Below are 23372 nucleotides of genomic sequence, written 5' to 3' on the forward strand. Positions count from 1 at the left end.
TGGCGACCTTGCCTCTCGGGCGCTACCCCCGGTCCTATCGTCGGCTTGCGGGGTCTCGACAGGCTCGACCAGCGGAGGGGGGCGTTGTCCAGGTCGGCCCGCGGGTTGCTGCGGTTCGCTCCCATTTCGTTGGTCGAGCTCGTCGAGACCTGGCGACCTTGCCTCTCGGGCGCTACCCCCGGTCCTATCGTCGGCTTGCGGGGTCTCGACAGGCTCGACCAGCGGAAGGGGGGCGTTGTCCAGGTCGGCCCGCGGGTTGCTACGGTTCGCTCCCATTTCGTTGGTCGAGCTCGTCGAGACCTGGCGACCTTGCCTCTCGGGCGCTACCCCCGGTCCTATCGTCGGCTTGCGGGGTCTCGACAGGCTCGACCAGCGGAAGGGGGGCGTTGTCCAGGTCGGCCCGCGGGTTGCTACGGTTCGCTCCCATTTCGTTGGTCGAGCTCGTCGAGACCTGGCGACCTTGCCTCTCGGGCGCTACCCCCGGTCCTATCGTCGGCTTGCGGGGTCTCGACAAGCTCGACCAGCGAAGGCGGTGCGTTGTGCAGACGGGGCCGGGGTTTGGGGGACCGGTTCATGGGCTGTTAGCGCACTGTATATAGGGGTGCTGGGCACCGCCCGACGCGAGGCGGGCCGAATACGGTAGGATAGACCCTTGGGTCCATAGTGATCCCACTCATCCACTCTGCGCCGCACGCGATTTCACGCGGCATCCATTCTTCGTAAGGATCTATTTTTATGGCGATTGCTACCCGCAATAACCTCCGGAATGTTGCAATCGTTGCCCACGTTGACCACGGCAAGACGACGCTGGTCGACGCGATGCTGCAGCAGACGAACTCGTTCGCCGAGCACTCGCACACCGAAGAGCGTGCGATGGACTCGAACGAGCTCGAGCGCGAAAAGGGCATCACCATCCTCGCCAAGAACACGGCGATCTCGTACAAGGGCATCCACGCCAAGGATGGCCCCATCACCATCAACGTCATCGACACCCCCGGCCACGCCGACTTCGGTGGAGAGGTCGAGCGCGGCCTGTCCATGGTCGACGGTGTCGTGCTCCTCGTCGACGCTTCCGAGGGCCCGCTGCCGCAGACCCGCTTCGTGCTGCGCAAGGCACTTGAGGCGCACCTGCCGGTGATCCTCCTGGTCAACAAGACCGACCGTCCCGACGCCCGTATCGATGAGGTCGTCGAAGAGAGCCAGGACCTGCTCCTCGGCCTCGCGTCCGACATGGCCGACGACGTGCCCGACCTGGACCTCGACCTGGTCCTGAACGTGCCGGTCGTTTACGCGTCCGGCCGTGCCGGCGCCGCCAGCCTCACCAAGCCGGAGAACGGCTCGCTGCCCGACAACGATGACCTCGAGCCGCTCTTCGAAGCGATCCTCGAGCACATCCCCGCTCCCGTCTACGACGACGAGCACCCGCTGCAGGCCTGGGTCACCAACCTTGACTCCTCGCCGTTCCTCGGTCGCCTCGCGCTGCTGCGCATCTTCCAGGGCACGATCAAGAAGGGCCAGACGGTCGCTTGGATCAAGCACGACGGTTCCATCACCAACGTGCGTGTGACCGAGCTCATGATCACCAAGGCCCTCGACCGCTACCCGGCCGAGAGCGCCGGCCCCGGTGACATCGTCGCCGTAGCCGGTTTCGCCGACATCACCATCGGTGAGACCCTCGCCGACCCCGAGGACCCGCGTCCGCTGCCGACCATCACGGTCGACGACCCCGCCATCTCGATGACCATCGGCACCAACACCTCGCCGCTCATCGGCAAGGTCAAGGGCCACAAGCTCACCGCCCGCATGGTCAAGGATCGTCTCGACAAGGAGCTCGTCGGTAACGTCTCGCTCCGTGTTCTCGACATCGGCCGTCCGGACGCCTGGGAAGTCCAGGGCCGTGGCGAGCTCGCTCTCGCCATCCTGGTCGAGCAGATGCGTCGTGAGGGCTTCGAGCTCACCGTCGGCAAGCCGCAGGTAGTCGTCAAGCGCGTCGACGGCAAGATCCACGAGCCGTACGAGCACCTCACCATCGACTCGCCCGAAGAGTACCTCGGCGCGATCACGCAGCTCCTCGCCGCCCGTAAGGGTCGCATGGAGAACATGGCGAACCACGGCACCGGCTGGGTCCGCATGGAATTCATCGTTCCGTCGCGCGGCCTGATCGGCTTCCGCACGGAGTTCCTCACGGACACCCGCGGTACCGGTATCGCCAACGCGATCTTCCACGGCTACGAGGCCTGGGCCGGCACCATCAACACCCGCACCAACGGCTCGATCGTGGCCGACCGCGCCGGTGTTGTCACGCCGTTCGCCATCATCGCCCTGCAGGAGCGCATGCAGTTCTTCGTCAACCCGACCGAAGAGGTCTACGAGGGCATGGTCATCGGCGAGAACTCGCGCGGCGATGACATGGACGTCAACATCACCAAGGAAAAGAAACTGACCAACATGCGTCAGTCCACGTCAGACACCTTCGAGTCGATGACGCCGTCCAAGCAGCTCACCCTCGAGCAGTGCCTGGAATTCGCCCGCGAAGACGAGTGCGTCGAGGTCACCCCCGCCGTGGTTCGTATCCGCAAGGTGGAGCTCGCCGCATCCGCTCGTCAGCGCAACGTGTCGCGTCTGAAGAAGCAGGACGCGAACTAGTTCGCAGCTTTAGCTGACCGCAGGCATCCTGTTCCGGTTTTCCGGCGCGGGGTGCCTGCGGTTTTTTGTCAGTCGCTCCCGTTTGTCGCGGGGGCCCCGCAACGTGAGGACCCCATGACCACTGGATTGAAGACGAAGACGTCGCCGCTGCGGATGGGCCTGGCCCTGGCTGCGGTGCTGGCCGTAGCGCCGGCCCTGGCGGGCTGCTCCGACGCGCAGGTGCAGGATGCCGTGAACGGCGCCGTGCAGGGAGCCACCGACGGCGACGTGAGCCTGGGCGGGGCGCTGCCCGACGGCTGGCCCGCGGAGATTCCTGTGATCGACGGGGAGATCAAGTTCGGCGCCGGCAACACCACCAACGGCGACCAGGGCTGGGTCGTCACCGTCGCCTCCGGCGCGGCCGACCCGCTGACCGACGCGAAGCAGAAGCTCGTGGACGCCGGCTTCGTGCCCGACACCAGCGCTTCGGCCAATGTGGGCGACGTGGGGGTGGTGGCCATGAAGAGCGACACCTACATCGTCACCCTCGCAGGCACCCCCGACGGCGTGCTGTACACGGTCGCTCCGGCGTAAGAACGCGACCCATCGTCGGTCGAGCTTGTCGAGACCTGGTGTCGCGATGTGCGAGGTCTACTTCGACAGGCTCAGCACGGCGTCGACAGGCTCGACCAACGGGCAGGCTCGACCGGCGGAGGAGCTAGGCGAAGAGGGACGCGCCCACGTAGGAACCCTTGGCGGCCCCGGGCGGCACGGCGAAGAGGGCGGAGCCGACGTGACGGATGTACTCGTTGAGGGCGTCGTGGCGGGCCAGGTTCAGCTGCACGGCCGTGAAGCTGGCGGGGGTGCGCTGGAAGCTGATGAAGAACAATCCGGCGTCGAGCCGGCCGAGCGCGTCGTTGCCGTCCACGAAGTTGTAGCCGCGGCGCAGCATCCGGATGCCGTCGTTCTGGGTGGGATGCGCCAGCCGCACATGCGCGGCGGTGTCGATCAGCGGCTGGTCGGCACGCCCGGCGAGGGTGAAATCGGGTTCGGTGAATTCGGTGCCGCCGGATAACGGCGCACCCTCGCCCTTATTGCGGCCGATCACGGTCTCCTGCTCGCGCAGGCTGGTGCGGTCCCAGGTCTCGATGGTCATCCGGATGCGCCGCGCCACAAGATAGGACCCGCCCGCCAGCCACGCCGGCCCGTCTGAGGCCCCCACCCAGAGGTGCTCGGTCACCGCGGCCGGCTCCTCGGCCTTGATGTTGGCGGTGCCGTCCTTGAACCCGAAGAGGTTGCGCGGGGTGGCCTGGCTGGTGCTCGTGGACGAGGTGCGGCCGAAGCCGAGTTGGGACCAGCGGATCGCCGCCCGGCCGAACGCGATGCGGGACAGGTTGCGGATGGCGTGCACGGCCACCTGGGGGTCGTCGGCGCAGGCCTGGATGCAGAGGTCGCCGCCGCTTCTGGTCTCCTCGAGCATGTCGCCGGGGAAGTGCGGCACGTCGACCAGCTCGGCCGGCCGGCGGGCGGCCAGGCCGAAGCGATCGACGCCGGCCTCTGTCTGGAAGAGGGTGGGCCCGAACCCGAACGTGATGGTCAGGCCGGCCGGCGGTAGACCGTGGGCCTCGCCGGTGTCCTCCGGCGGGGCGTCGTACGGTCCGCTGACGGAACCGTAGTCGCCGACATCACGGCCCGCGGTCATCGCGGCGGCCGCGACGCTCCAGTCCTGCAGCAGCTCGATGAGGTCGGCACGGGTGGTGCCGTCGGCTACGTCGAACGCGGCAAAATGCAGCCGGTCCTGGGCCGGCGTGACGATGCCGGCCTGGTGCTCCTGATAGAACGGGTACACGGTGCCCGCGGTGCTCTGCGCGGCGGACGCCGCGACGGCCAGCGCGGCCCTGTCGCCGGCGATCCCCAACCCGAGGCCCGCCACGCCGGCTCCCGCCAGGCCGAACAGCCCCCGCCTGGACAGGCCGCGGGGTGCGTCGGGGCTGTCGGCGGTGGGGGAGCCGGAGCCGGGTGAATCGGAGCCTGGTGAATCGGAGCCTGTGGAGTCGGTCATGTCAGAGAACGAGCGTAGCGGTCAGCTGGTTCAGCGGCTCGCCGAGGGCGTTCACCTGGTCGGCGAAGGCCTTGATCTCGGCGGGCGTGAGGTCGGTGTACAGGGTGAAGTCCTCGCCAACACGCTGGGCGTCGAGCAGCTCCTGAAGCGCGGCGAACTCTGTGTCGAGGTCGGCGGCCAGGTCGGCGTCTTCCTCGAGCAGGATGTCGCGCACCCCGGCGTAGAGCACCTTGGCGCCGTCGATGTTGGCCTGGAAGTCCCACAGGTCGGTGTGCGACCAGAATTCCTCCTCGCCGGTGACCTTGCCGGTGGCGACCTCGTCGAGCAGGCCGATCGCGCCGTTGGTCTGCTGGGACAGGGTGAAGTCCAGGTCCTGCACCTTCTCGTTCAGCGTTTCGGTGTCGGCGACGAGCAGGCCGGCCAGGTTCTGGCGCTGCTCAGGCGTGTAGGCGGCGAAGCCGGCCTCGGCCTCGGCGGGCCAGAGGTCCTTCTCGATCGCGTGCCAGCCGGTCCAGTCCTGGCCCTCCTCGAGGTCGGCCTCACGCAGGTCCAGCTGCGGGTCGAGGTCGCCGAACGACTCCGCCACGGTCTCCACGCGCTCCCAGTGCGCCCGGGTGGGGGCGTACAGGGCGCGGGCGGTGTCGTCGTCGCCGGCGAGGTAGGCGTCGGCGAAGGCCTGGGTGCCGGTGAGGAGCTGGGCGACCTGGTCGCGCACGTACGCGGCGTAGTTGGTGTTGGCTACCTCGATGCTGGCGTCCAGGTCGGCATCCACTTTGATGTCGTCGCCGGAGTCGGTGACGGTGAATGCCCTCTGGTCGATTCCCGCGCCGGTCATCCCCGGCTTGCAGGTGGTCACGTAGTGACCGGGCTTGAGCTGCACGACCAGGTCGCGGCTGAGGCCCGGGCCGATGTTCTCGGCCTCGCCGACGATGCGCAGGCCGTCTTCGGCGAGCAGGTAGAACTCGGTGACCTGGTCGCCGGAGTTGGTGACGGTGAAGCTGAGGTTGCCGGAGGGCGCCTCGGCGGCCGACACGTCGCAGGCGTCCGCGCTGCTGTCGACGGTGATGCCGGCCGCGGCGGAGTCGGTGGCGTTGGCGACGCAGCCGGTGAGGGCCAACAGGCCGACGGCTGAGGCGGCGACGAGGGGGAGGAGGCGGGCTCGCATGGGGGTCCTTAGAACGGAGGCGGTGCGGGGCGTGGGGGCTTAGCGGGCGACGACCGCTGGCGCGGTCTGAGGCAGTACGGCGGACGGCGTCGGCTTGGCCTGGCGGCTCTTCAGGACGAAGAGCGTCAGTGTGGGCACCGTGTAGGCGATCCAGGCGAACATCTCCAGCCAGGTGGTGGCCGGCGAGAAGTTGAGGGTGCCCTTGAGCAGGGTGCCGTACCAGCTGTCCGGGGGGATCACGGCGGAGACGTTGAACGCGAGCGTGTTGAGGCCGGGGAGGATGCCCGCCTCCTGCAGGTCGTGCACCCCGTAGGAGAGCACGCCGGCGGCGACGATGATGAGGATGGCGCCGGTCCAGGTGAAGAACCGGCTCAGGTTGATCTTGAGCATGCCGGCGTAGATCAGAGCGCCCAGGCCGACCGCGGTGAGGATGCCCAGGCTGGCGCCGACCAGCGGGAGCGTGGTTTCGCCGGTGGCCTGCACCGCGGCCCAGATGAACAGAGCCGTTTCGATGCCCTCGCGGCCGACGGCGAGGAACGCGACGAGGACCAGGCCCATGCCGGTGCCGGCGAGGTGTTTGTCGATGCTGCCGTGCAGGTGCCCCTTGAGGTCGCGGGCCGTGCGCAGCATCCAGAACACCATCCAGGTCACCAGGCCCGTCGCGATGATGGAGAGCAGCCCGCCGATGGTTTCCTGCGCGGCGAAGCTCAGACCGTAGGTGCCGAAGGTGAGGATGGCACCCAGCAGGAGAGCGAGAAGCACGGCCAGGCCGACGCCGGCCCAGATGCGGGGGAGTACGTCGCGGCGGCCGATCTTGACCACGTAGGCGATCAGGATCGTCACGATCAGCGCCGCTTCGAGTCCTTCGCGCAGGCCGATCAGGTAGTTTGCGAGCACAGTGCTTCCCGGTTGTTGAGGGTGGGGTGATGGAACAACAATTGGTAAGGCTTACCTTACCCATTTACTCTACGTAGGAACGCCGGATGTGTCCAGCTAAGATTTGTCAGCGGCCCGGTTCCGCAGCACGTATTGTCACCCACGCTCGTCCACCCGCGCTCGTCCACGCACCTCAGGAGTCACCCATGCTTATGTCCGGGAACGGCGAACGGGTGGTCTTCGTGCTCGACGCACCCGGCGATGAATCGCTGCACACCGGCGGCACCATTGCCCGGCTCCTGGATGACGGCGCCGAGGTCACCGTGCTGTTCGGGTCGGCGACGCCGGACGAGCGCGACGGATCCGCACCGGCATCCGCCGGCGCAGCGGATGTGGCCGCCGCCCGTACGGCCCTCGGCGAGACCGACCCGACGCATTGGCGGGTGTTGGCCGGGGAGCCGGAGGGTGCCGAGCGTCGTGCGGCGCTGGTCGACGCCTTCGCCCTGGCGCAGGCCACCGCCGTCGTGTCCGCCGCCGCCGACCCGGCCCTGCGCCAGGCCGCCGTCGACGCTGCCGGCCAGCAGGGTGTGCCGGTCTTCCTCAGCAGCCGGGTCTCGGCCGATCCAGGCGTGCGGCTCACCGCGATCGACGTCAGCGAGACCCTCGACCGCAAGCTGGCGGCCCTGGCCGCGTACCCCGGCCGGTGGCGGCTGGACGGCCGGGTGGTGCGTCTGGACGACGGCAGCGAGGCTCTCGTCACCGGCAGCGAGACGTATGCCCGCGGCAGCGGCCCCGTGCAGCCTGCCGAGCCCGAGGCGCCCACGGTCGGGTCCCGGCTGCTGGCTGCCCTGATGGCACTGGGCGCCGGTGCCCTCTTCGCCGTTCTCGGTACCGTGGCGCACCAGACCACCTTCGAGCTGGGCTCCCTGACGATTCCCCTCGGCCTGATCCTGGCGCTTCTGGCCAGCGGCACCCTGCTGCTCGGGTTGCGCCTGGTCGTGCACGACAGGCTCGTCGTCCTCGCCGCGGCGATCGGCCTGGTCGCCACGGTGTTCCTGCTGTCGCTGCGCAGTACCGGCGGCTCGGTGCTGGTGCCCGCCGGAGTGCTCGGCACGGTGTGGTCGATGGTGCCGGCGCTGTTCGCCGCCCTCGTCATCGCGTGGCCCCGAATTCCCGCGCGGCGGCCGACGGCGTAGACTGACTACTCTGTTCGTGAAGGGAATCCTGCCACTGTGACGTATGTGATCGCCTTGCCCTGCGTGGACGTCAAGGATCGCGCCTGCGTCGACGAATGCCCCGTCGACTGCATCTACGAGGGCGAACGCTCCCTCTATATCCACCCCGACGAGTGTGTCGACTGTGGAGCCTGCGAACCGGTCTGCCCGGTCGAGGCCATCTACTACGAAGACGACCTGCCCGAACAGTGGGCCGACTACTACAAGGCCAACGTCGAGTTCTTCGACGACATCGGCTCGCCCGGCGGAGCCGCCAAGGTCGGCGTCATCGCCAAGGACCACCCGGTGATCTCGGTGCTCCCGCCCCAGGTTCAGCACTAGCCGGTGCTCAAGCCGCTTCCCGACTACCCGTGGGACCAGATGCTGCCGTTTGCGCGGCAGGCCAGGGCCCACGCCGACGGCATCGTCGATCTCTCCATCGGGTCTCCCGTCGACCCCACCCCGCCCGTCGTGCAGGCCGCCCTGGCCGCCGCGACGGATGCGCACGCCTACCCGCAGACCACCGGCACCCCGGCGCTGCAGCACGCCATCATCGACTGGTACGCCCGCCGCCGCGGAGTGACCGGGCTGGCCCAGGAGAACGTGCTGCCCACCATCGGCTCGAAGGAGCTGGTGGCGCTGCTGCCGTTCATGATCGGCATCGGCGAGGGCGACACCATCGTGCACCCGCGCGCCGCGTACCCCACCTACGCGATCGGTGCGGCCATGGCAGGGGCGGATGCGTTCCCCTCCGATGATCCCGCCGAGTGGCCGGAGACGACGCGGCTGGTCTGGCTGAACAGTCCGGGTAACCCCGACGGGCGGGTGCTGCCCGTCGAGGCGCTGCGCGCCGCCGTGGCCCGCGCCCGCGAGCTCGGCGCCGTGATCGTCAACGACGAGTGTTACGCCGAACTCGGCTGGGCCGCCCCGTGGGATGCCGAGCCGATTCCGAGCATCCTCGACCCCCGCGTCACCGACGGCGACATGGACAACATCGTGGCGATCTACTCGCTGAGCAAGCAGTCCAACATGGCCGGCTACCGCGGTGCGTTCGCCGCCGGCAGCTCCAGCGTGCTGGGCCGCCTGCTCACCGTGCGCAAGCATGCCGGACTGATGCTGCCCGCCCCGCTGCAGGCCGCCATGGTCGCCGCGCTGGGCGACGACGAGCACGTGGGGCTGCAGCGCGAACGCTACCGCGCCCGCCGTGAGGTGCTGCTGCCGGCGCTGGTCGCCGCGGGTTTCCGCATCGATGACAGCGAGGCCGGCCTGTACCTCTGGGCGACAGCCGGCGTGGATGCCTGGGACTCGATCCGGCAGCTCGCCGAGCTCGGTATCCTGGCCGGCCCCGGCCCGTTCTACGGCGACTTCTACCCCCGGCACGTGCGGTTCTCGCTCACCGCCGCCGACGAGCGCATCGCCGCCGCCGCCGCCCGGCTGCGGGCGTTCGCCACGGCCTGACCTGGCGGCCGAGCCTGGGGCTGGACACGAGCGGCGGCCTGCCTAGGCTGGGGCCATGGCTGACACCGCGAATCCGGTCGACGACAGCGCTCCGCAGGACACCTACGGCGTGAGCGTCGGGGCGCTGTACGCGCTCGTGTCCGAGCTTCCCGTGCATCCGCCGGTGACGCGGGGGAAGATCTTCAACGGCGACGGTGTGAAGGTGCAGGGAAAGGTCTTCGCGTTCATCGGCCGCAACGGCGACCTCGTCGCCAAGGTCCCGGAATCGCGGGTGCGCGAGCTGGTGTCCCAGCACACCGGCCGGCCCGTTGTGATGGGGCGGCGCACCATGCGCGAGTGGGTGCGGCTTCCGGCCGAGGCCGGGGTGGGCGCGTGGAGCGACGTGCTCGACGAGGCCTACCACTTCGGCCGGACCCTCGACCAGCGCTGAGCGTCAGCCCAGCCGTTGGAGGCTGGGATGCTCGGAGACGGCATCAGCCCCGTGGGTGAGCAGCACCGTCATGACGCTGATCAACGCCGAGTGCGGCCCGGCCAGCAGGAGCGGCTCTGCGGTGTCGCCGAACTCGCAGATCAAGGTCCAGCGGTCGACCTCGGGGTAGATGGCCGTCATGCTCGAATAGGGGAACGACAGCCAGTGGCCGCCGGCGTGGCAGACGAGGCGCTGGTTGGTGACGATGACCCTGGCGGGCTGCCGCTCACGCCAGGTGGCCTGGGACGCGGTGATGGCGGCATTACGACGGTTGGCATTGCCGATACCCGTGGCGGCGAGCCCCGCGATCACGAAAGCGGGGTGCCCGAAGAAGAACCCGCTCGTCTGTGAGTAGCTGACGTCGCGGCCGTAATACCGCGCGTAATCGGCCGAGACGTCGAAGAACATGACCTCACCGACGTTGGGCACCACCTCCCAGACCCGGATCGCCGGCGGGATTTCTCTGATGATCAGAGAGGCGCGGAGCGCTTGTGCCTGAGCCCAGGCTGCCTCGGATGACTGTTCCTGTTGGTGGCGGACCGCCCGCACCGCACGTTCCGATGAGCTGAAGTGACCTCTCGAGCGACGCCACTGCCGAAAGGTGCGCACGCCCGCGACGATGGTCACGATGGCGGCCGCGATCGGGCCCAGGAGCCCGACGGCGAAGAGCGCCAGTGCCGCAAGCGATAGCCCCAGGTTGTCGGTGGCGCCCGGTGTGTCCTGGATCGCTGCTGCGGAGTACATGCCGCCGTAGAACGACACCGGGATCAGGAGCAATGGAATCAGCCAGCGCAGGTGTCGCTTCATGCAGCCACGCTAGCGGATCCCCGCTGAGCGGGTTTACAGCGCGAAATCGGCTGTGGCCTAGGGCCAATGGACTCTGGCCGATCTTGGCGGATGCAACAGTATGCCCCTCGGCGGAATAGGCTGTAGGCGGGTTATCGTTGCCAAGCACCACGAGCGTGCTGCGGCGGACCACCACAGACCAACAGCCGTAAGGCTTTGAAATCCAGGGAGGCGCCGTGAGCGACGTCGCGCAGCGAACACCATCCAATGAGCCGCAGTTCATCGATCGGCCCGTACCGGGTCCGCAGGTGGCCACTCTGACCTACCCGGGGGGCACGGCGCAGTTCCCGATCCTGGGTAGCACCGACGGCCCGTCCAGCATCGACATTGCGACGCTGACCAAGCAGACCGGCTACACCACGTTCGACTCCGGATTCGTGAACACGGCGGCAACGAAGTCAGCCATCACGTACATCGACGGTGAGCACGGGATCCTGCGTTACCGCGGCTACCCGATCGAACAGATCGCGCAGAACTCCAGCTTTCTGGAAACCGCCTGGCTGCTGATCTACGGCGAACTGCCCAGCGCAAGCGAACTGAGCGAATTCGACACCCGCATCCGTCGTCACACCCTGCTGCACGAAGACCTGCGCCGGTTCTACGACGCTCTGCCGCACAACGCGCACCCGATGTCGGTGCTCTCGGCCGGCGTCTCTGCGTTGTCGACCTACTATCAGGACTCCCTGGACCCCAAGGATCCCGAACAGGTCGAGCTGTCGATGATCCGGCTGCTCGCGAAGCTGCCGGTGATGGCCGCCTACGCGCACAAGAAGAGCATCGGCCACGCGTTCCTGTACCCGGACAACTCGCTGAGCTTCGTGGACAACTTCATCAAGCTCAACTTCGGCACCCTCGCCGAGCCGTATGTGGTGAACCCCGTCGTGAGCAAGGCGCTCGAACGCCTGCTGATGCTGCACGAAGACCACGAGCAGAACGCGTCCACCTCGGCCGTGCGCCTGGTCGGTTCCACCGAGGCCAACCTGTTCGCGTCGGTCTCCGGCGGCATCAACGCCCTCTCCGGTCCGCTGCACGGCGGCGCCAACGAGGCCGTGCTGACCATGCTCCACGAGATCAAGGCTTCGGGCGAGGGCGTGCAGAAGTACGTCGAGCGTGTCAAGAACAAGGAAGCCGGCGTGCGCCTGATGGGCTTCGGCCACCGGGTCTACAAGAACTACGACCCGCGCGCCAAGCTGGTCAAGGAGAGCGCCGACGCCGTGCTCGAAGCCCTGGGCGTGAAGGACGACCTTCTCGACATCGCCAAGGAGCTCGAGTTCATCGCGCTGAACGACGACTACTTCAAGGAGCGCAAGCTCTACCCGAACGTGGACTTCTACACCGGCGTGATCTACAAGGCGATGGGCTTCCCGCCGCGCATGTTCACGGTGCTTTTCGCGATCGGCCGGCTGCCCGGCTGGATCGCGCACTGGCGCGAGATGAACCTGGACACGACCACCAAGATCGGCCGCCCGCAGCAGCTGTACACGGGGTCGGTCGCCCGCGACTACCCAGTCTCCTAGGCTCGCGAGCTGTGAGAAAAGCCCCTTCCCGGACTCCGGGAAGGGGCTTTTCTCACAGTTCGGGGTGGTTTATGCGTGCAGGGCGGCGTTCAGGACGATGCCGGCCGTGCGGGGGAGCACCTCGACCGCTCCGGTGAGGGAGTTGCGGCGGAAGAGCAGGTTCGGCACGCCGGAGAGGTCCTTGGCCTTCGCCGTGCGCGGGGCGCCGTCGGCCGTGCGCGCGGCATCCAGCAGCACCACCTTGGTGCCGGCGGTGACGTACAGGCCCGCCTCCACCACGGAGTCGTCGCCGATCGAGATGCCGATGCCGGAGTTGGCGCCGAGCAGCGCCCGCTCGCCGATGGTGACCCGCTGGGTACCGCCGCCGGAGAGCGTGCCCATGATGGATGCGCCGCCGCCGATGTCGGCGCCGTCACCGACCACGACACCCTGTGACACCCGGCCCTCGACCATCGAGACGCCCAGGGTGCCGGCGTTGAAGTTCACGAAGCCCTCGTGCATGACGGTGGTGCCGGGGGAGAGGTAGGCGCCCAGGCGCACCCTGGAGGCGTCGGCGATGCGCACCCGCTCCGGGGAGACGTAGTTGAGCAGAGGCGGGAACTTGTCCAGGCCGGTGGCGGCGATGCCGTGGCGCTGCAGAGACGGCCGGAGGCGATCGAAGTCGGCGGGCAGCACCGGGCCGGCGTTGGTCCAGACCACGTTGGGCAGGTGGCCGAAGATGCCGTCGAGGTTCAGCGTGTTGGGCTTGACCAGCAGGTGGGAGAGCAGGTGCAGGCGCAGGTAGGCATCCGAGGTGCTCGCGGGGGGCGCCTGCAGGTCGATCTCCACGGTGACGGCTTCGAGGCGCACATTGCGTCGGGCGTCGGGCCCGGCGGCCTCTTCCAGCTCGGTGGGCACGATCCACCTGTCGCGGTCGGCGGGCAGCGCGCCCAGCTTCGGCGCCGGGAACCAGGTGTCCAGCACGGTGCCGTCACCGGCGATCGTGGCCAGGCCGTACCCCCAGGCGTGAGTTGCGGTGGCTGACTGTTCTGCGGGGGGAGGGGCGGTGACCATGGCTCTAGATTAGTAGCCGTAGATTGGTACAGTGCCCTCAGACCTCGCCGCAGACCCGTCCGTTCCCGCCCTCGACCTGACCGTTTCGTCGATCGAGCTGACCCGCGCCCTCTGCGATGTGGAGTCGGTGTCTGGCAATGAGACCCCACTCGCCGACGCGATCGAGGCCGCCCTGACCGGCCTCGCGCACCTGGAAGTGATCCGCGACGGTGACACCATCGTGGCCCGCACCAACCTGGGCCGTGCCCAACGCGTGGTGATCGCCGGGCACATCGACACCGTGCCGCTGAACGACAACCTGCCCACCCGGTTTGAGACCCTTGATGACGTCGACTATCTCTGGGGTCGCGGCACCGTGGACATGAAGGCCGGCGTGGCCGTGCAGCTCAAGCTCGCCGCCGAGCTCGCCGACACCAGCGTCGACGTGACCTGGATGTGGTACGACCACGAAGAAGTCAACGCCGATCTCAACGGCCTCGGCCGGCTGGCGTCGAACCGCCCCGACCTGTTCGAGGGCGACTTCGCGATCCTCGGCGAACCGAGCAACAGCCAGGTCGAGGGCGGCTGCAACGGCAACGTGCGCATCGAGGTGCGCACCTTCGGCAAGCGGGCGCACTCCGCCCGCGCCTGGGTGGGCGAGAACGCCATCCACAAGGCCGCCCCGATCCTGGACATCCTCGCCGGCTACACGCCGCGTGAGGTGGAGGTGGAGGGCCTGGTCTACCGTGAGGGCCTGAACGCCGTGGGGATCAGCGGCGGCATCGCCGGCAACGTCATCCCCGACGAGTGCATGGTGCACGTGAACTACCGATTCGCGCCCAGCCGCACGGCCGCGGAAGCCGTGGCCCACCTGGAGGACCTGTTCGCCGGCTTCGACATCACCGTGGTCGACCTCGCCGAGGGCGCCCGCCCCGGCCTGGACGCCCCGCTCGCGCTGAAGTTCCTCGAGGCCGTCGGCGCGGAACCGCGCCCCAAGTACGGCTGGACCGACGTCGCCAGGTTCTCGGCCCTGGGCATCCCGGCCGTGAACTACGGCCCCGGCGACCCGCTCAAGGCCCACGCCGACGACGAGCGGGTGGCCCTGACCCAGATCACCGACTGCGAGGACGCCCTGCGCGCCTGGCTGACCGCGCCCATCGGCTGACCGTGATGCCGTCCCGCTCACCGGCCCGGCCCGCCCGCCGAGGTCTCACCGGCGCCCTGCCGGCCCGGTGGCGGGCCCGGTACCGGCTGGTGCCCTGGTGGCTGAAGGTCCTCGCGATCTGGCTGGCCTCCCGGGTGGTCACCACCTCCCTGGTGCTGGTGCTGGCGAACGTGCAGGGCCAGAACGCCTGGACGACGGCCCGGCCCGGCTATGCGGCGTTCGCCACCATGTGGGACGGCCTCTGGTACAACATCGTCGGAGTCGGCGGCTACCCGACGGTGCTTCCGGTCACCGCAGACGGCCACGTCGGCGAGAATGCCTGGGCCTTCATGCCGGGTTACCCCGTGCTGGTGCGCCTGATCACGGTGCTCACCGGAGCCCCCTGGGCGCCGGCGGCGGTGTTCGTGTCGGTGGCCTGCAGCCTCGGCACCGCGTTGCTGTTCTACAGGCTCATGCGGCGGGTGCAGCCGCAGTCGACGGCGCTGTTCTCGGTGGTGCTGTTCTGCGTCGCCCCGCTGTCACCGCTGCTGCAGTTCGGCTACGCCGAGTCGATGCATCTGCTGCTGCTCACCCTGGCCCTGCTGCTCGTGCTGGAGCGGCGCTACCTGGTGCTGGTGCCCGTGATCGCGGTGATGGCCTTGACCCGGCCCAGCGGGCTGGCGTTCGCCCTATTCCTGGCCCTACACGTGGGCTACCGCTGGTACACCCGCGTGCGTGACCCGTTCCCGGTGCGCGAAGCGGTCACCGCGTCATCCGTGGCCGTGTTCAGCGGGGTGATGGGCCTGGCCTGGCCGGGGATCGCCTGGCTGGTGACGGGATCGATCACCGCGTACACCGACACCGAACTGGCCTGGCGGTCGGCGTACATCGGCTACCAGGAGCTGGTGCCGTTCGCGGCCTGGTTCCAGAGCGGGGTGTGGTGGCTCGGTCAACCGCTGGGCATCATCGCCGTGCTCGCGCTGATCGCCGCCTTCACGCTGGTGATGTTCTCACCGGCGGTGAAGGGCCTCGGTGTGGACCTGCGGCTCTGGGTGGCCTCGTACGCGCTCTACCTGCTGGCGGTGTTCTTTCCGCAATCGAGTGTGTTCAGGTTGCTGATGCCGATGTTCCCGCTGCTCGGCGCGCTCGCCCGGCCGCGAAACGCCGTGTACCGCGTTGTGGTCACACTGGCGTTGATCTGCGCCCAGTGGGGCTGGCTTTTGCTCTGTTGGGGCGTGGACGGAGCGGATTGGACACCGCCCTAATTACTGTCTGACGGCCGAATGGTCGATAATAGGAGTACAGACTACGAATGGAAGGGGAGTTCATGGCGGCCATGAAGCCACGGACCGGAGACGGACCAATGGAGGCTGTAAAGGAGGGGCGCCTGATCATCGTGCGTGTACCGCTCGAAGGTGGGGGTCGGCTCGTCGTCTCTGTGAACGACGCAGAAGCCAAGGAGCTTCACGATGCGCTCGCCGGCGTAGTTGCCCCGGCCGTGTAGTAATTCTGTAAGACAGGTTTTCAGCTGATCGGCTGTGCGGTTCTCCGCACAGCCGATTGCTGTATCCGGTTGCGGCTAGGCGCGCAGCTTCGTGATCTGGAGCAGGCCGTCGCCGACGGGGGAGAGCGCGCTGATCACGGCCTTGGACGAGGCGATCTCGTTGAGCAGGGTGCGGAAGCCCGTGGCGACGTCGTCGCGCTGCACAGGGTCAGCGACCCGGCCGCGCCAGAGCGCGTGCGCCACCAGAACCGTACCGCCCGGCCGGGCCAGGCGCAGGCCGTGCTCGACGTACTCGATGACCGACTGCGGGTCGGCATCCACGAAGACGATGTCGTAGGAGTTCTCGTTCATGCGCGGCAGCACCTCGGCTGCGCGACCGGTGATCAGGCGTACCCGGTTGGTGGGGATGCCCGCCTCGTGGAAGTTGGCCTTGGCGTGCTGCAGGTGATCGACCTCGATGTCGATCGAGGTGAGGGTGGCGCCGGGAGCACCGGTGAGCAGCCAGATGCCGGACACGCCGGCGCCGGTGCCGACCTCCAGGATGCTGCGGGCTCCGGTTGCCGCGGCGATGACGGCCGACTGCGCGCCCACCGAGGGGGCGATGGCGTCGATGCCGAGCTCGAGGGACTGCTGCCGGGCGCGTGCCAGGGCGTCGCTCTCCACCACCGAGTCGTCGGCGAATTTCCAATTCAGATCTTTGTCAGACATTCCGCAACTCCAGTAGATGATTAGGTCAAGACTACGGCTGCGCGGCCCGTGGTTCGGGGATGCCTCGCCGGGGGGATATTCTGAGGGCATGTTCGGTCTGACGTTCGAGAAGCTCCTGCTCATCGGGATCATCGCCGTCTTCCTGCTCGGACCCGAGAAGTTGCCGCACTATGCGGCCCAACTCGGCCGGCTGGTTCGCCAGCTTCGCGACATGGCCAACGGCGCCAAGGACCGAATGAAAGACGAGATGGGTCCGGAGTTCGACGACGTCGACTGGAAGAAACTCGACCCCAGGCAGTATGACCCGCGCCGGATCATCCGTGAAGCCCTCATCGAGGACGAGCCGATGAAGGGCCAGTCCGCCGTGGTCGGCCGCACCGGCCCGAACCCTGACGGCGCCTACCTGCAGCGAAAGCGTGCCCGTGAGGGCGCCCTGACCGGGCCCGCGCCGTTCGACTCCGAGGCCACCTAACCGCCGAGTTGCCGCGCGCGGTCGCCCCGGAAGGGGGGAACCGTGGAGCGTTCTCCGGCGTGGACCGGGCGTAGCCTTGCCAGAGAATGGGGCGGCGCCGTAGCGCTGAAAGACCCCGGGGGAAGGTCGCATCATGCGCAACACACGTAGCCGTCTCATGGTGGCGGGAATCGTCGCGGGGGTCGCGGTGCTGTCGGTGGGTGCCACGGCCTACGCCGCCGGGCAGGATTCGCGGCCCGCGACGAACGTGCTGGCAGTGGCATCGTCGTCGTCCCCGGCTCCGACCGCCAGGGCCACACCATCGGCCACACCGTCCACGGTTCCCGCGCCGGTCGTAGCCACACCGGCCGCTGCCGCGCCGGCGGACAGCGCCGGGACGGATGCCCCCGACGAGGTCGTCGGGGCGGACGCCACGACGCACACCGACGGCACCGAGGGCGACGGCAACGTCGTCGAGGTGCGCACGCCCAACCCCGATGCCATTCCCGATACCCCCGCTGAGTACGAGCACTTCTACGGATTGATCACCCAGTGCATGGCCGAGGCCGGTTTCGACTGGCACGCCATCAGGCACACCATCGACGGCGAATTCGCGGGCGTCGACATGACCTCGCTCGGAGACGTCGAACCCGGATTGCAGGCCGGGTTCACGCTGGCCCTGGACGGTGACACCGGCGTTGGCGACTACTACCACTGGGCGGATGCCGGCTGCTGGGGCTATGCGGTGCACGTCACCGGCAACGACGGCAACAACTAACTGCCCGTAAGCGAACTGCTAACGCCGACTCGCCGCCTTGAGGGTGCGCGCCAACAGGAGCATCGGGGTCACCAGGCGCGCGAACTGCACTCCGGTGACGGGCAGGGTGAGCACACCCGTGGCCCGGGCGATGGTGACCGGGTTCACGAAGCGCAACAGGCCCTCCGGTCCGTTGCGCCGGCCCAGGCCGGAGTCCTTCACCCCGCCCATCGGGGCGTCGACGGCGGAGAACGACCCGCGGTAGCCCTCGTTGACGTTCACACTGCCGGCCTCCAGCGCCTCGGCGACCCGCAGACCACGCCGGGCGGAGCCGCTGAGCACCGAGGCGTTGAGCCCGTAGTTGCTGTCGTTGGCGGCGAGGATGCCCTCCTGCTCCGAGTCGACGACCGAGACCGCCACCACCGGGCCGAAGGTCTCGCCGGCGTAGCAGAGCATGCCGGGCGTGACCCCGGTGAGGATGGTCGGTTCGAAGAAGTACGGGCCCAGGTCGGGCCGGGCCCGCCCGCCGGCCTGCACCGTGGCGCCGTGGGCGAGAGCGTCGGCGACGTGCTCGGTGACCCGGTCCAGTTGCGCCTGGGACGCGAGCGAGCCCACATCCGCCGTGTAGTCGAGGCCGGAGCCCATGATCAGGGCCCGGGTGACGGTGACGAACTCGCGCAAGAACTGCTCGGACACCCCGCGCTGCACGTAGATGCGCTCGATCGACACACACAGCTGACCCATCGAGGAGAAACAGGCGTACGCGGCCTGGGCGGCGGCGCGGTGCGGGTCGACATCGTCGAGCACGATCATCGGGTTCTTGCCGCCCAGCTCGAGCGACGCCCCGGTGAGGGTGCCCGCCGCCTGGGTGCCCACGCGGAGCCCGGTGGCGGTCGAGCCGGTGAAGCAGACGTAGTCCGCCCCTGCGGTGACGGCCCCGCCGATCTCTGCGCCGTCGCCGGTCACCACGGCCCACAGGTCGGAGGGCACACCGGCGTCGATGAACGCGCGGCGCAGCAGCAGGATGCTCAACGCCCCCTGGTTGTCGGCCTTCTGCACGACACCGCAGCCGGCGGCCAGCGCGGGCACCACGTCCATCGCTGCCAGGCTCAGCGGAAAGTTCCACGGCGTGATGACCCCGGCGACACCCTTGGGCCGGTACCGCACCCGGGTGGTGACCATGACGGGCAGGCCGGAACGGCGCGCTTGCCCGCCCAGCACCCGGCGGGCGGCCAGGGCGTTGTACCGGGTGACGCCGGCGGCCTGGAAGACCTCCTCGAACGCGTGCCCGCGGGTCTTGCCGGTCTCGGTCTGCAGGGTGTCCAGGATCCTCTCGCGGCGGGCGAGCAGCAGGTCGTGGGCGCGCAGGAGCACCGCCCGGCGGTGCGCGAAACCGGCTCGGGCCCAGCCGATCTGGGCCAGTCGGGCGCGGGCGTAGGCATCCGCCACATCGACGGTGCTGCTCACCGGCAGGGCGTGCAGCACTGCGCCGGTGAACGGGCCGATCACGCTCACGGTCGCACCCGTGGTCGAGCAGATGTCGCGGGCCAGTTCGGCGGTGAACGGGATTTCCGGGGCGGTTGCGGTCAGCGTTGGCGCGGTCATGCTGGTCAGTTTAGACAGGCTTGCCGACAAGCCGCCGGGTGCGCTCAGCGCGGGCTGATGCCCAGGCTCAGCCCGGCCAGGCCGCGGCCCCTGGTGGCCAGGGTGGCGGCGATGGCCTGGATGGCCACGGCGGCCGGGTCGGCGGGGTCACCGAGCACCACGGGCAGTCCGGTGTCGCCGCCGGTGCGGAGGGCCACGCTGAGGGGCACCTGGCCGAGCAGGGGAACCGGTGAGTCCTGGCCCGCCGAGAGCCGGGCGGCCACGTCGGCGCCGCCGCCGGCGCCGAAGATCTCCAGCAGGGTGCCGTCCGGCTGCATCAGCCCCGACATGTTCTCGATCACACCGTAGATTTTCTGGCCGGTCTGCCTGGCGACGGCGCCGCTGCGCTCGGAGATGTCGGACGCGGCCGGTTGCGGAGTGGTGACCACGATGACCTCGGCGTGCGGCAACAGCTGGCCCACCGAGATGGCGATGTCACCGGTGCCCGGCGGCAGGTCGAGCAACAGGATGTCGAGGTCACCGAAGTACACCTCCGTGAGGAACTGGGTGATGGTGCGGTGCAGCATCGGCCCGCGCCAGGCGACGGCCACCGAGGTGTCGTCGACGAACATGCCGATCGAGATGACCTTCACCTCGAAACCGATGGGCGGCAGGATCATGTCACCCACCTGGGTGGGCTTGACCATGCCGCTCTGGCCGCCGGGGGTCGCCGGCGGGGTGACCAGGCCGAGCAGGCCGGGGATCGAGAAGCCGTACACGTCGGCGTCGACGATGCCCACCCGCAGGCCTCGCGCGGCGAGGGCTACGGCGAGGTTGGCGGTGACGGTGGATTTGCCCACCCCGCCCTTGCCGCTGGTGATGGCGTAGATCTGGGTGAGCGAGTCGGGGGAGAACTGCAGGCTGCGGGCACCCTGACCGCCGCGCAGCTTCTCGGTCATGGCCCGGCGCTGCTCGGGGGTCATCACCGAGACCACCACCCTGGCCAGGCCCGCGCCGACGACGGACTCGGCGGCTTCGCGAACATCCGTTTCGATACGGTTCGCCGCGGGACAGCCGGCGATGGTGAGGCGGATGTTCACCGTGGCGCCGCCGTCGGCGTCGATCGTGACGCCGGAGACCATGTCGAGTTCGGTGATGGGTTTGCGGATCTCGGGGTCGATGACGCGGGTGAGAGCGGCATGCACCCGGTCGGTGGCCGAGCGGTCGTCAGTCAAACGGGTGAACCTCGTGCGGGGCGGTGCGCTCGGCGGTGCCCCGGACATCGCGGGGACTGGCCTCACGTTCCCGGCTCTCCAGTTCCCGGCTGTCCCGGTCCCTGGCGGCCTCGCGTTCGCGGCGCTCCTGTTCGTCGCGCTGGTCGAGGTTGTCGAGCAGCGCGCGCAGCTCGGCGCGCAGGAAGTCCTTCGAGGCGAGGTCCTTCATGCCCAGGCGCAGCGCCACAACCTCGCGGGCGAGGTATTCGGTGTCGGCCAGGTTGCGTTCGGCGCGCTGACGGTCCTGCTCGAACTGCACCCTGTCCCGGTCGTCCTGCCGATTCTGGGCGAGCAGGATCAGCGGCGCCGCATAGGACGCCTGCAGCGACAGCACCAGGGTGAGCGCGATGAAGCCCAGCTCGATGGAGTCGAACCGGAGGCTCTCGGGCGACAGCGTGTTCCAGCCGACCCAGAAGACCACGAGGGCGGACAGCCCGATCAGGAACCAGGGCGTGCCCATGCCGCGGGCGATCGCCTCGGTGAACCTGCCGAACCTGTCGTTGCTGCGGCCATTGCGCTTGCGCCCGACGAGGTTGCTGGTGCGCAGGCCCTTGGGGGTGTCGAGGCGTAGTTCGCTCTTGTTAGCGCGTGCCATTTCCGTGCCTCCGTACTCCCGGCAGCGGGATGCTTCCGGTCACCAGCTGGGTTCTCGCCGTGGCACGTTTGCGTACCTCGTCGCCGTCGTCGTGACTACGCCAGTCGTCCGGCAGTAGGTAGTCGAGCACGTCATCAATCGTCACCACCCCGACGAGTCGGTGGTTTTCGTCGACCACGGGAACGGAGACCAGGTCGTAGCTGGCGAGGATGCGGCTGACTTCGGCCGCCGAGGTGTCCGCGGTGACGGGCTCTAGACCCAGGTCGAGCAGGGTGCCGAGACGCTCGTGCGGCGGGTAGCGCAGCATCCGCTGGAAGTGCACCATGCCCAGGAAACGACCGGTGGGCGGTTCGTAGGGCGGCAGGGTGACGCAGATCGCCGCGCCGAGCGCCGGTGCGAGGTCGTGCCGGCGGATGAGCGCCAGGCCCTCGGCGACGGTGGCGTCGGCGGAGACGATGATCGGCTCGGTGGTCATCAGGCCGCCGGCGGTGTCGGGGGCGTAGGAGAGCAGGAACCGAACGTCGTCGGCTTCTTCGGGCTCCATCAGGTCGAGCAGGTGCTCGCCGCGCTCCTCGGGCAGCTGCGCGATGAGGTCGGCCGCGTCGTCGGGCTGCATGTGGTCGAGCACCTCGGCGGCGCGCGAGTCGCCGAGCCGGGTGAGGATGCCCACCTGCTCGCTTTCGGGCATCTCCTCGAGCACGTCCGCCAGGCGGCCGTCCGGCAGTTCCTCTGCCACCTCGAACATGCGCTGGCGCGGCAGGTCGAGCAGGGTGTTCGCCAGGTCGGCGGGCTTCATATCGGAGTAGGTGGCGATGAGCTGCTCGGCGGACTGCGACTCGCCGGCGGTGACCTTCTCGTAGACCTCGGCCCAGTTCGCGAACGCCGTCGCACCCTTGGTGAACGGCGACGAACTGGTCTTGGGACGGCGCACGAAGAGCTGGCTGATGGCCCAGTCGCCCTGGGCGGACTCCTCGATGGCCACGTCCTCGATGGAGGCTTCGCCTGAACCGTCGTTGAAGGCGACCCGGCGGCCGAGCATCTCGGCGATCACGCGCACTTCGCCGCCGCGCTGCTCGAAACGGCGCACGTTGATCAGCCCGGTGGTGATGATCTGGCCGCTGCCGATACTGGTGACCCGGCCGATGGAGACGAACACGCGGCGCTTGCCGGGAATCTCGACGATCAGGCCAACCACGCGGGGCGGGTCGTCTTTTCGGTAGACCACGAGCACATCGCGAACCTTGCCCACGCGGTCGCCCGCGGGGTCGAAGACGTTGCACCCGGCCAGCCGGGCGACGAAGACTCTGGTGTTTGCCACACCTATAACTTAGCTTGTGCGGGCTGCGTGACCGCCGTGCCGGGTGTGTCGGGCCGAACCTCCGGTTCGGTGCCCGCCCGCCCGGGCGGCGCAGCCGTTTGGCTGGTCATCGAACCAATTTCCCAACCGATGCACAGCAACCCCAGCGGGGATTCCCGGTGGGCGTGAAAGAATGGCTGCATGACCAATCAGAGCCCATTCGGCGGTCGTGCCGCCGCCGCCCTGTATCCCGTTCTGCCCAAGGGTGAGGTCGTGGCGACGTACGAGACCTACAACGAGGCCCAACTGGCCGTAGACGTGCTCGCCAAGGCCGACTTCCCCGTGAAGGAGCTCTCGATTCTGGGCAACGACCTCAAGACCGTTGAGCGTGTCACCGGCAAGCTCACCTGGGGCCGGGTGGCGCTGGCCGGCTCGGCATCCGGGGCCTGGCTCGGAGTGTTCTTCGGGCTGCTGTTCTTCATCTTCTCCCCGGACGCGGCCGGCCTGCCGTTCGTGTTCGCCGCCGTGCTGATGGGTGCCGGTTTCGGCATGCTGTTCGGCCTGGTCAGCTACGCCGTGAACCGTCGGCGCAAGGACTTCACCTCGACCATGCAGGTGATCGCCGGCAACTACCAGGTGATCGTGAACGTGGAGCTGCTGCACAAGGCCCGCAACCTGCTGGCCGGCCGCGCGGAGCCCGCCGGCGCTGCTGCCGCGCACCCGTCCGACCCGCCGCGGTCCGCGCCGCAGCCGCCGGTTGAGGCGCCGCGTGACCCCGCAGGCGACCAGCCGAC

23 protein-coding genes are annotated in these 23372 nt (G+C 68.8%); 13 read left to right on the forward strand and 10 right to left on the reverse strand.

All coding sequences use genetic code 11. The annotated features are described in order from the left end of the window. Positions 1-735 precede the first annotated feature (735 nt). Positions 736-2646 (forward strand): translational GTPase TypA, encoded by a 1911-nt coding sequence (gene typA, locus CXY76_RS00245; RefSeq protein ID WP_104162281.1) that lies wholly within the window; start codon positions 736-738, stop codon positions 2644-2646. A 114-nt stretch (positions 2647-2760) separates the two neighbouring features. Beyond that, positions 2761-3219, forward strand: a complete 459-nt coding sequence (locus tag CXY76_RS00250; RefSeq protein ID WP_146073322.1) for a hypothetical protein — start codon at positions 2761-2763, stop codon at positions 3217-3219. Between the two features lie 124 nt (positions 3220-3343). Here CXY76_RS00250 and efeB read toward each other — a convergent pair whose 3' ends face one another. Genes efeB through efeU form a run of 3 tightly spaced genes read right to left on the reverse strand, consistent with a single transcriptional unit; the run spans position 3344 to position 6749 of the window. Continuing rightward, positions 3344-4687 carry an iron uptake transporter deferrochelatase/peroxidase subunit gene (gene efeB / locus CXY76_RS00255; protein WP_104162283.1) on the reverse strand — a complete coding sequence of 448 codons (1344 nt, stop codon included), beginning with the start codon at positions 4685-4687 and terminating at the stop codon, positions 3344-3346. Position 4688: 1 nt separating this feature from the next. Beyond that, a complete protein-coding gene (efeO, locus tag CXY76_RS00260) occupies positions 4689-5852 on the reverse strand; it encodes an iron uptake system protein EfeO (RefSeq protein ID WP_104162284.1) in 1164 nt (387 codons plus the stop codon). 39 nt (positions 5853-5891) lie between these two features. Continuing rightward, on the reverse strand, positions 5892-6749 hold the full coding sequence (efeU, locus tag CXY76_RS00265) for an iron uptake transporter permease EfeU (protein WP_104162285.1): 858 nt from the start codon (positions 6747-6749) through the stop codon (positions 5892-5894). 185 nt (positions 6750-6934) lie between these two features. On the opposite strand from efeU, the gene CXY76_RS00270 reads away from it, so the two are divergent. From CXY76_RS00270 to CXY76_RS00285, 4 genes are read left to right on the forward strand one after another with little or no spacing between them, the layout of a single operon-like run. Continuing rightward, positions 6935-7924, forward strand: a complete 990-nt coding sequence (locus CXY76_RS00270) for a PIG-L deacetylase family protein (RefSeq protein WP_146073323.1) — start codon at positions 6935-6937, stop codon at positions 7922-7924. A gap of 36 nt (positions 7925-7960) precedes the next feature. Beyond that, positions 7961-8284, forward strand: coding sequence for a ferredoxin (gene fdxA / locus CXY76_RS00275; protein ID WP_066594116.1), 324 nt, complete (start codon positions 7961-7963; stop codon positions 8282-8284). 3 nt (positions 8285-8287) lie between these two features. After that, positions 8288-9400 (forward strand): succinyldiaminopimelate transaminase, encoded by a 1113-nt coding sequence (gene dapC / locus CXY76_RS00280; RefSeq protein ID WP_104162287.1) that lies wholly within the window; start codon positions 8288-8290, stop codon positions 9398-9400. A gap of 55 nt (positions 9401-9455) precedes the next feature. After that, positions 9456-9830 carry a hypothetical protein gene (locus CXY76_RS00285; RefSeq protein WP_104162288.1) on the forward strand — a complete coding sequence of 125 codons (375 nt, stop codon included), beginning with the start codon at positions 9456-9458 and terminating at the stop codon, positions 9828-9830. A gap of 3 nt (positions 9831-9833) precedes the next feature. Here CXY76_RS00285 and CXY76_RS00290 read toward each other — a convergent pair whose 3' ends face one another. Next, positions 9834-10676 (reverse strand): hypothetical protein, encoded by an 843-nt coding sequence (locus CXY76_RS00290; protein ID WP_104162289.1) that lies wholly within the window; start codon positions 10674-10676, stop codon positions 9834-9836. 260 nt (positions 10677-10936) lie between these two features. Here CXY76_RS00290 and CXY76_RS00295 point away from each other — a divergent pair, with 260 nt between their 5' ends. Beyond that, positions 10937-12232 (forward strand): citrate synthase, encoded by a 1296-nt coding sequence (locus CXY76_RS00295; protein ID WP_199190149.1) that lies wholly within the window; start codon positions 10937-10939, stop codon positions 12230-12232. 69 nt (positions 12233-12301) lie between these two features. On the opposite strand, the gene dapD is transcribed toward CXY76_RS00295, so the two are convergent. Continuing rightward, positions 12302-13285, reverse strand: a complete 984-nt coding sequence (dapD, locus tag CXY76_RS00300; protein WP_104162290.1) for a 2,3,4,5-tetrahydropyridine-2,6-dicarboxylate N-succinyltransferase — start codon at positions 13283-13285, stop codon at positions 12302-12304. A 31-nt stretch (positions 13286-13316) separates the two neighbouring features. On the opposite strand from dapD, the gene dapE reads away from it, so the two are divergent. The 3 genes from dapE (at position 13317) to CXY76_RS00315 (ending at position 15912) form a co-directional block, all read left to right on the forward strand. Continuing rightward, complete coding sequence (dapE, locus tag CXY76_RS00305) at positions 13317-14429, forward strand: succinyl-diaminopimelate desuccinylase (RefSeq protein ID WP_104162291.1); 1113 nt, start codon at positions 13317-13319, stop codon at positions 14427-14429. A gap of 5 nt (positions 14430-14434) precedes the next feature. Further along, positions 14435-15673, forward strand: a complete 1239-nt coding sequence (locus CXY76_RS00310) for a hypothetical protein (protein ID WP_199190147.1) — start codon at positions 14435-14437, stop codon at positions 15671-15673. A 62-nt stretch (positions 15674-15735) separates the two neighbouring features. Further along, positions 15736-15912, forward strand: coding sequence for a DUF3117 domain-containing protein (locus tag CXY76_RS00315; RefSeq protein WP_088457918.1), 177 nt, complete (start codon positions 15736-15738; stop codon positions 15910-15912). Between the two features lie 75 nt (positions 15913-15987). Here the strand turns inward: CXY76_RS00315 and CXY76_RS00320 are convergent, their stop codons facing one another. Next, positions 15988-16620, reverse strand: a complete 633-nt coding sequence (locus CXY76_RS00320) for an O-methyltransferase (protein WP_088455626.1) — start codon at positions 16618-16620, stop codon at positions 15988-15990. Between the two features lie 88 nt (positions 16621-16708). On the opposite strand from CXY76_RS00320, the gene CXY76_RS00325 reads away from it, so the two are divergent. Together CXY76_RS00325 and CXY76_RS00330 are read left to right on the forward strand one after the other, a co-directional pair. Beyond that, the gene (locus CXY76_RS00325; RefSeq protein ID WP_104162292.1) at positions 16709-17092 is read left to right on the forward strand and encodes a twin-arginine translocase TatA/TatE family subunit; all 384 of its coding nucleotides are present in this window, start codon (positions 16709-16711) and stop codon (positions 17090-17092) included. A 133-nt stretch (positions 17093-17225) separates the two neighbouring features. Further along, complete coding sequence (locus CXY76_RS00330; protein WP_146073324.1) at positions 17226-17849, forward strand: hypothetical protein; 624 nt, start codon at positions 17226-17228, stop codon at positions 17847-17849. An 18-nt stretch (positions 17850-17867) separates the two neighbouring features. On the opposite strand, the gene CXY76_RS00335 is transcribed toward CXY76_RS00330, so the two are convergent. Genes CXY76_RS00335 through CXY76_RS00350 form a run of 4 tightly spaced genes read right to left on the reverse strand, consistent with a single transcriptional unit; the run spans position 17868 to position 22599 of the window. Beyond that, positions 17868-19433, reverse strand: coding sequence for a succinic semialdehyde dehydrogenase (locus CXY76_RS00335; RefSeq protein ID WP_199190148.1), 1566 nt, complete (start codon positions 19431-19433; stop codon positions 17868-17870). A 44-nt stretch (positions 19434-19477) separates the two neighbouring features. Next, the gene (locus CXY76_RS00340) at positions 19478-20647 is read right to left on the reverse strand and encodes a P-loop NTPase (protein WP_233199487.1); all 1170 of its coding nucleotides are present in this window, start codon (positions 20645-20647) and stop codon (positions 19478-19480) included. Further along, positions 20640-21281 (reverse strand): DUF1003 domain-containing protein, encoded by a 642-nt coding sequence (locus CXY76_RS00345; protein ID WP_104162295.1) that lies wholly within the window; start codon positions 21279-21281, stop codon positions 20640-20642. Before CXY76_RS00345 ends, CXY76_RS00340 begins: the two co-directional genes overlap by 8 nt. Beyond that, a complete protein-coding gene (locus tag CXY76_RS00350; protein WP_104162296.1) occupies positions 21268-22599 on the reverse strand; it encodes a magnesium transporter MgtE N-terminal domain-containing protein in 1332 nt (443 codons plus the stop codon). The genes CXY76_RS00345 and CXY76_RS00350 overlap by 14 nt, the downstream gene beginning before the upstream one ends. Before the next feature lie 180 nt (positions 22600-22779). Between CXY76_RS00350 and CXY76_RS00355 the strand changes: the two genes are divergently transcribed. Beyond that, on the forward strand, positions 22780-23372 hold a 593-nt coding region (locus CXY76_RS00355), incomplete at its 3' end, for a general stress protein (RefSeq protein ID WP_233199488.1).

It is taken from the genome of Cryobacterium sp. N22, assembly GCF_002929555.1.
Lineage (GTDB): Bacteria > Actinomycetota > Actinomycetes > Actinomycetales > Microbacteriaceae > Cryobacterium.

What these genes read in the sequence shown, in the direction of transcription:
- typA (WP_104162281.1), top strand. Translation starts at nt 736, where the DNA reads ATGGCGATTGCTACCCGCAATAACCTCCGGAATGTTGCAATCGTTGCC.
- CXY76_RS00250 (WP_146073322.1), top strand. Translation starts at nt 2,761, where the DNA reads ATGACCACTGGATTGAAGACGAAGACGTCGCCGCTGCGGATGGGCCTG.
- efeB (WP_104162283.1), bottom strand. Translation starts at nt 4,687, where the DNA reads ATGACCGACTCCACAGGCTCCGATTCACCAGGCTCCGATTCACCCGGC.
- efeO (WP_104162284.1), bottom strand. Translation starts at nt 5,852, where the DNA reads ATGCGAGCCCGCCTCCTCCCCCTCGTCGCCGCCTCAGCCGTCGGCCTG.
- CXY76_RS00270 (WP_146073323.1), top strand. Translation starts at nt 6,935, where the DNA reads ATGCTTATGTCCGGGAACGGCGAACGGGTGGTCTTCGTGCTCGACGCA.
- CXY76_RS00285 (WP_104162288.1), top strand. Translation starts at nt 9,456, where the DNA reads ATGGCTGACACCGCGAATCCGGTCGACGACAGCGCTCCGCAGGACACC.
- CXY76_RS00290 (WP_104162289.1), bottom strand. Translation starts at nt 10,676, where the DNA reads ATGAAGCGACACCTGCGCTGGCTGATTCCATTGCTCCTGATCCCGGTG.
- dapD (WP_104162290.1), bottom strand. Translation starts at nt 13,285, where the DNA reads ATGGTCACCGCCCCTCCCCCCGCAGAACAGTCAGCCACCGCAACTCAC.
- CXY76_RS00310 (WP_199190147.1), top strand. Translation starts at nt 14,435, where the DNA reads ATGCCGTCCCGCTCACCGGCCCGGCCCGCCCGCCGAGGTCTCACCGGC.
- CXY76_RS00315 (WP_088457918.1), top strand. Translation starts at nt 15,736, where the DNA reads ATGGCGGCCATGAAGCCACGGACCGGAGACGGACCAATGGAGGCTGTA.
- CXY76_RS00320 (WP_088455626.1), bottom strand. Translation starts at nt 16,620, where the DNA reads ATGTCTGACAAAGATCTGAATTGGAAATTCGCCGACGACTCGGTGGTG.
- CXY76_RS00325 (WP_104162292.1), top strand. Translation starts at nt 16,709, where the DNA reads ATGTTCGGTCTGACGTTCGAGAAGCTCCTGCTCATCGGGATCATCGCC.
- CXY76_RS00330 (WP_146073324.1), top strand. Translation starts at nt 17,226, where the DNA reads ATGCGCAACACACGTAGCCGTCTCATGGTGGCGGGAATCGTCGCGGGG.
- CXY76_RS00335 (WP_199190148.1), bottom strand. Translation starts at nt 19,433, where the DNA reads ATGACCGCGCCAACGCTGACCGCAACCGCCCCGGAAATCCCGTTCACC.
- CXY76_RS00345 (WP_104162295.1), bottom strand. Translation starts at nt 21,281, where the DNA reads ATGGCACGCGCTAACAAGAGCGAACTACGCCTCGACACCCCCAAGGGC.